This is a genomic window from Cupriavidus basilensis, from assembly GCF_000876015.1.
Classification (GTDB): Bacteria; Pseudomonadota; Gammaproteobacteria; order Burkholderiales; family Burkholderiaceae; genus Cupriavidus; species Cupriavidus basilensis_B.
In genome coordinates this window covers 91,855-97,854 of the sequence record NZ_BBQM01000017.1, presented here as the reverse complement: position 1 = coordinate 97,854, position 6,000 = coordinate 91,855, and the positions used below count along the sequence as shown (strand labels likewise).

8 protein-coding genes and 1 tRNA gene are annotated in these 6,000 nt (G+C 64.3%); 5 read left to right on the top strand and 4 right to left on the bottom strand.

Features of this window, described 5'->3' with window-relative positions:
- Positions 1–85: 85 nt before the first annotated feature.
- The 4 genes from KF708C_RS18690 to lexA all read right to left on the bottom strand — a co-directional run bounded on the left by KF708C_RS18690 (position 86) and on the right by lexA (position 2,898).
- A complete protein-coding gene (locus KF708C_RS18690; protein ID WP_059412898.1) occupies positions 86–1,006 on the bottom strand; it encodes a DUF808 domain-containing protein in 921 nt (306 codons plus the stop codon).
- 710 nt (positions 1,007–1,716) lie between these two features.
- Positions 1,717–1,792 (bottom strand) — tRNA-His (locus KF708C_RS18685).
- Positions 1,793–1,950: 158 nt separating this feature from the next.
- Positions 1,951–2,121 (bottom strand): hypothetical protein, encoded by a 171-nt coding sequence (locus KF708C_RS36460; RefSeq protein ID WP_020205698.1) that lies wholly within the window; start codon positions 2,119–2,121, stop codon positions 1,951–1,953.
- A gap of 120 nt (positions 2,122–2,241) precedes the next feature.
- Complete coding sequence (gene lexA, locus KF708C_RS18680; RefSeq protein ID WP_029044180.1) at positions 2,242–2,898, bottom strand: transcriptional repressor LexA; 657 nt, start codon at positions 2,896–2,898, stop codon at positions 2,242–2,244.
- A gap of 260 nt (positions 2,899–3,158) precedes the next feature.
- Between lexA and KF708C_RS18675 the strand changes: the two genes are divergently transcribed.
- The 5 genes from KF708C_RS18675 (at position 3,159) to rplI (ending at position 5,785) form a co-directional block, all read left to right on the top strand.
- Positions 3,159–4,157: an asparaginase gene (locus KF708C_RS18675; protein ID WP_059412897.1), complete on the top strand. Its 999-nt coding sequence runs from the start codon at positions 3,159–3,161 to the stop codon at positions 4,155–4,157.
- A gap of 101 nt (positions 4,158–4,258) precedes the next feature.
- Positions 4,259–4,633, top strand: a complete 375-nt coding sequence (rpsF, locus tag KF708C_RS18670; RefSeq protein WP_020205696.1) for a 30S ribosomal protein S6 — start codon at positions 4,259–4,261, stop codon at positions 4,631–4,633.
- A gap of 86 nt (positions 4,634–4,719) precedes the next feature.
- A complete protein-coding gene (gene priB / locus KF708C_RS18665) occupies positions 4,720–5,019 on the top strand; it encodes a primosomal replication protein N (protein ID WP_017228959.1) in 300 nt (99 codons plus the stop codon).
- Positions 5,020–5,022: 3 nt separating this feature from the next.
- On the top strand, positions 5,023–5,301 hold the full coding sequence (rpsR, locus tag KF708C_RS18660) for a 30S ribosomal protein S18 (protein ID WP_006163606.1): 279 nt from the start codon (positions 5,023–5,025) through the stop codon (positions 5,299–5,301).
- Positions 5,302–5,332: 31 nt separating this feature from the next.
- Entirely contained in the window at positions 5,333–5,785 is a 453-nt protein-coding gene (rplI, locus tag KF708C_RS18655) for a 50S ribosomal protein L9 (RefSeq protein WP_020205695.1), read from the top strand.
- Positions 5,786–6,000: the final 215 nt, after the last annotated feature.

The window sequence follows — 6,000 nt, the reverse complement described above, 5'->3', positions numbered from 1 at the left end:
CCGTATGGACTGGGGGGTTTTGCTTTTGGGGTTTTAGTTTCTGGCGCTTTGCATTATCCGCGTCATACCGGCCAAGCCATCGCGTTCAGTCCAGCGATGGCCGGACAATCCGTACCGCAAGCTTGATCAGGAAGACCGCCGCCGTCACCAGCGCGCCGGCCACGATGCCGGCCACGCCATTGACGAGCAGGGGACCGAGCATGTCAAGACTGCCTTCCGTGCTCAGCAGGGCGCCGGCGCGCTCCGTCACGTGGTGCGCGCCAGGAAAGCCATGTACCAGGATTCCCCCGCCGACCAGGAACATGGCAACCGTGCCGGCCACCGAAAGCGCCCGCATCAGCCAGGGCGCCATGCGCAGAATGGCCCGGCCGGCGGCGCGCGCCGTTGCCGATGGCCGTTGGTGAAGATAAAGCCCGGCATCGTCGAGCCTGACGATGCCGGCCACCAGGCCATAGACGCCCACCGTCATGACCAATGCGACGATCGACAATACGGCAACCTGCGTGCCGAACGTCGCCTCGGAAACCGTGCCGAGCGAGATGACGATGATCTCCGCCGACAAGATGAAATCCGTGCGCACCGCGCCGCGGACCTTCGTTGTTTCGAGCGTGGCCAGATCCGTTGTCGGCGGCTCGCTCCGGATGACAGTCGCCTCCGGTGCCTTCCGCTGATGCAGCAGGCTGTGCGCAATCTTCTCGAATCCCTCATGGCAGAGAAAGGCGCCACCCGCCATCAACAAAGGCGTGATCGCCCACGGAATCGCGGCGCTGATCGCCAGCGCGGACGGCACCAGGATTGCCTTGTTGCGCAGCGATCCCTTTGCCACCGCCCACACCACCGGCAGCTCCCGGTCGGCCTTCATGCCCGTGACTTGCTGCGCGTTGAGAGCGAGATCGTCGCCGAGCACGCCGGCGGTATTCTTGGCGGCGAGCTTGCTCATGGACGCGATGTCGTCAAGGATCGAGGTGATGTCGTCGATCAGCAGCAAGAGGCTCGAGCCAGCCATATCCAGGTCTCCTGGTGTGTAGTGGGTATCGGGACAAACAGCGTCGCCCCGCAATTTCCGCGCGCATGGGGAGTGCGGTGTCAGGATAATGCCTTCCCCATGTGGATGGCATGTCCGCCATGAATCGAGAGGCAGTGGCCGGGGCGTCTTGCATGTCCACTCGATGGCGGTCAGGTCCCGAAGTCCGCAAGACATCGGAACCACGCATCGGCCAAAAAAGAAAACCCCGCCGGACACGAATGCCCGGCGGGGACAGGAAGCCGCACCGTACCCAGCGGAGGATGACGATGCGAGATTGAAGGCTATCAGGATGCGGAGACATGGACTGTCAACAACTGTCACCGCGGCTGCGGCCGCCGTTCCGCCAAAAAAAGCCGCTGGGCCGGGGGAGCGGCGCAGCGGCATCGGGAAGTGTCGAATATGAGCACCAAGGGGATGGTGCCGCGGCCAGCATAAGAAGCAACGTACCGTTTGACTGTCAACAATTGCAAAATAGCCGGCCTCGCATGCGCGACAAGCGGGTCGACTGGCGACGTTGGTTTGAGGAGGGGAGTCCGGGCAATGGCAAATTGGAGCATCGGTGCGATGCTTGCCAGCGGCAGAAAACAAAAACGGCGCCAGAGGCGCCGTTGGGTATATCCGCTTTTATCGGATATCTTGTATCGCGAACGGCTGGTTAATGCTCAAGCCGTCGATACCGAAGAGAATTCTGGGGTGGCTGATGGGACTCGAACCCACGACGACAGGAATCACAATCCTGGACTCTACCAACTGAGCTACAGCCACCGTCGTTGTCTTTCAGCTGAGTGCTGATCGACGAAAAACAAGATTATACAAACTTCATTGGCACATGGCTAGTACTTCGCCTCAAAAAATTTCATGAGGCTGGCGCATGCGGCGAATGGCAACCGTCTCCACGCTGCGCCACCACGCGGAACGCGCCATTACACGGACAGCTTGGGAAGGTCTTCCAGTTCGAGCATGCGGCAGATGGCGGCCATGCTGCCGACCATCGTGCGCCGCTGCGCACCCTGGTAGATGCGCACGCCTTTGGACTGGCGGAACGGAACGGGCTTGACGGGGCGGCGGGTGGAGAAGCGATTGGCTGGGAGCATGGCTACACCTGGTGATTTGCAACAACAGTTGTCGGCATCCGCAGCGCGGATGGCGTTGGCATATCGGGTGCAGCTCGAGGCGGGCGAACCCGCTCCAGCCGCACTTGAGGCTTGGGGCTTTTAGAACGCGCCGGTACGGATCAGGCCGACGGCGATGCCTTCCAGGGAGAATTCTTCCCGGTCCGGCTGGACGATGATGTTGCTGAAGTCGGGGTTCTCCGCGATCAGTTCGATCGTGTCGCCGCGGCGGTTGAGGCGTTTGACGGTGACGTCCTCGCCGAGCCGGGCCACGACGATCTTCCCGTTGGCGGCTTCGCTGGCGCGCTTGACCGCGAGCAGGTCGCCGTCGAGGATGCCGGCGTCGCGCATGCTCAGGCCGCGCACGCGCAGCAGGTAGTCGGGCTGGACTTCGAAGACGGAGGCATCGACCTGGTACTGGCGGTCGATGTGTTCGGCGGCCAGGATCGGGCTGCCGGCGGCGACGCGGCCGACCAGCGGCAGCGTCAGTTGCATGACACCCGCCATCGGCAGCGAGAACTGGTCGGGCAACTCGGAGTCGCTGCGCGATACCTTGAGGCGGATGCCGCGCGACGCGCCGGGGGTGAGTTCGATCACGCCCTTGCGGGCCAGCGCGCGCAGATGCTCTTCCGCGGCATTGGGCGAGGAGAAGCCGAACTTGGCGGCGATCTCGGCACGCGTGGGCGGAAAGCCGGTGTGCTGGAGAGTGCTGCGAATCAGGTCGAAAATCTGCTGCTGCCGCGGTGTCAGGGTCGCCATAGTCGCCGTTGTTCGCTGTTGTTTTCGCTGTTATTGGAAAGCACTGTACGTTTAAACAGTATGCTGTGATTTTATACAGTATCGAGTGAAGTGCAAGCGGAATTTTTAGGACGCGGCGCATCGACGAATAGTTTGCAACACGCCTGCCTGCGGGCGCGCCTTGCGGGTGTCGGGATGCGCAGGGTTACAATCCGCGGCACGCGGTGCCTGTTCCGGGTGCGCGTTTTTTCCGACTCCAGGCTTCCTACACGTCCCCCGCCATGTCCTCACTGCGTCGCGTCGTTGTGCTTGCCACCGGCGGCACCATTGCCGGTTCTTCGTCCAATCCCGCCAGCAGCGCGAAGTACCAGGCCGCCACGGTGCCGGTGTCGGCGCTGCTCGGAGCCGTGCCCGCGCTTGGCGAGGTAGCGCGCATCGAGGCGGAGCAGGTGGCGCAGGTGGACAGCAAGGACATGTCGTTCGCGCTCTGGTCCAGGCTGGTCGAGCGGATCCGCTTCTGGTCGGCGCAGCCCGACGTCGCCGGCATCGTGGTGACGCACGGCACCGATACGCTGGAGGAAACGGCGATGGTGCTGCACCTGGCCTGCGAGGCCACGCTGCCGGTGGTGCTGACCGCGGCCATGCGGCCGTCGACTTCGCTGTCCGCGGACGGCCCGCTGAATCTGCTCGACGCGGTGCGCGTGGCCAGCCATCCGGCGTCGGTGGGGAAGGGTGTGCTGCTGGTCGTCAACCAGGAGATCCACGCCGCGCGCGACGCCGTGAAGGCGCACACGGCGGCGGTGAACGCCTTCGCTTCGCCGGCGGGCGGCCCGGTCGGTTATGTGCAGGACGATTTCGTCTGTTTCACCCGCGCCCCGCTGCGGCTGCCGGCCGCGGCCATGCCGGTGCCGGCGGCGTGGCCGCAGGTGGAGATCCTGGCCAGCTACGCGCAGCCGGGCCGGGTGATGGTCGATGCGCTGGTCGCGGCCGGGGTGAGCGGCCTCGTGGTGGCCGCCGCGGGCAACGGCTCGATCCACCAGTCGCTGGCGGAGGCGCTGGCCGAGGCCGCCGCGGCGGGCGTGGCGGTCGTGCGCAGCTCGCGCACCGGGGCCGGGCATGTGGCGATGCCGGCGCAGCCGCGGCCGACCGCCGGCGTCTTCGTGTCGGCCGGCGACCTGAATCCCTACAAGGCGCGCGTGCTGCTGCTGCTCGCGCTGGCGGCCAGGCCGGCGCTGGCGGCGGATCCGGCGGCGTTGCAGGCGCTCTTTGCCGATAACTGAAGCAGCTTGCCCTATGCGTGGAAAGCGCGCTATACTTTAAGGCTATCCAACCTTGCCACACCGGACATGGCGCCCGGGTGGCTTATCCAAAAGGAGCGTCAATGCGTCATTACGAAATCGTATTTATCGTCCATCCGGACCAGAGCGAACAGGTTCCGGCCATGATCGAGCGTTACAAGACGCTGGTCACCTCGCAGGAAGGCCAGATCCACCGCGTGGAAGACTGGGGCCGCCGTCAGATGGCCTACATGATCCAGAAGCTGGCCAAGGCTCACTACGTTTGCCTGAACATCGAATGCGGCAAGGAAACCCTGGCTGAACTCGAACACGCGTTCAAGTTCAACGACGCGGTGCTGCGCCACCTCATCGTTCAGACCAAGAAGGCCGAAACCGCACCGTCCCCGATGATGAAGGAAGTGCAGCGCGAAGAAGCCCGCAAGGCCGCGCAACAGACCACCGAAGGCCAGGCCGCCTAAGTGCGGGCTCTTGCGGTTGCCGCGGGCGCTGAATATCGCTGGCGCGGCGGCGCGGGCGGGCACGGGTACCGGGAACGGAGGCAGCGTTGAACCAGTTGAGGCTCTGCGCAACCCTCGCCGAACGCGATGCCCTGCGCTATACCCCGGCCGGCGTCCCCGTCGTCAACTGCATCCTGCAGTACGCGGGCGAGACGGTCGAGGCGCAGACGCCCAGGCAGGTGGAATTTGCCATCGCCGCGATGGGGATCGGACAGATCGGACAACGGCTCGAGCGCACGCCGCTCGGCGCGATGCTCGACTGCGAAGGATTCCTGGCCCGCAAGCACCGCAACAGCAAGGCTCTCGTCTTTCACATCACTGGATGTAAAGCATTCGAAAAGGATTGAATCATGGCATTCGTCAAACGTGACAACAAGAACAAGAAGCGCTTCCAACAGCAGAACCCGCTGTTCAAGCGCAAGCGCTTCTGCCGCTTCACCGTGGCCGGCGTGGAACAGATCGACTACAAGGATCTGGACACCCTGAAGGATTTCATCGGCGACAACGGCAAGATCACGCCGGCCCGCCTGACCGGCACCAAGGCGCACTATCAGCGTCAGCTCGATACGGCCATCAAGCGCGCGCGTTTCCTCGCGCTGATGCCCTACACCGACCTGCACAAGAACTGATCGGCCCTAGGTCCGTCAAGGAGAAAACACGATGCAAATCATTCTGCTGGAAAAAGTCATCAACCTGGGCAACCTGGGTGACATCGTTCGCGTGAAGGACGGCTACGCCCGTAACTTCCTGATCCCGAACAAGAAGGCCCGCCGCGCGACCCAGACCGCCATCAGCGAGTTCGAAGTCAAGCGCGCCGAGCTGGAAAAGGCCGCCGCCGAGAAGCTGGCTGCCGCGCAGGGCGAGGGCGAGAAGCTCAACGGCCTGACCGTGCAGATCACCCAGAAGTCGGGTGTGGACGGCCGCCTGTTCGGCTCGGTCACCAACGCCGACATCGCCGCCGCCCTGGAAGGCCAAGGCTTCAAGATCGAGAAGGCGCAAGTGCGCCTGCCGAACGGCCCGCTGAAGATCGTTGGCGATCATCCGGTCAGCGTTTCGCTGCACACGGACGTGGTGGTCGACGTGACGGTCTCCGTCCTGGGCGAACACGTCTAAGGCCGGAACCGGCCGCCGCCGCGGGGCCCGCGAGGGATCTCCGCAGCGGCAGCGGCCGCAGGCAGGAACAAAAAGGCAGGAGCCAGGCGCTCCTGCCTTTTTGTTTTGGCCCGGGGTTCCGGCTTCGGCCCGGCCGGGGTGGTTGTCCTGCCGTCACATCGCGGCACGCGCCGCGATTTCTCCTCCGGCTCGCCTGTGCGCGCCGTTATAATCCC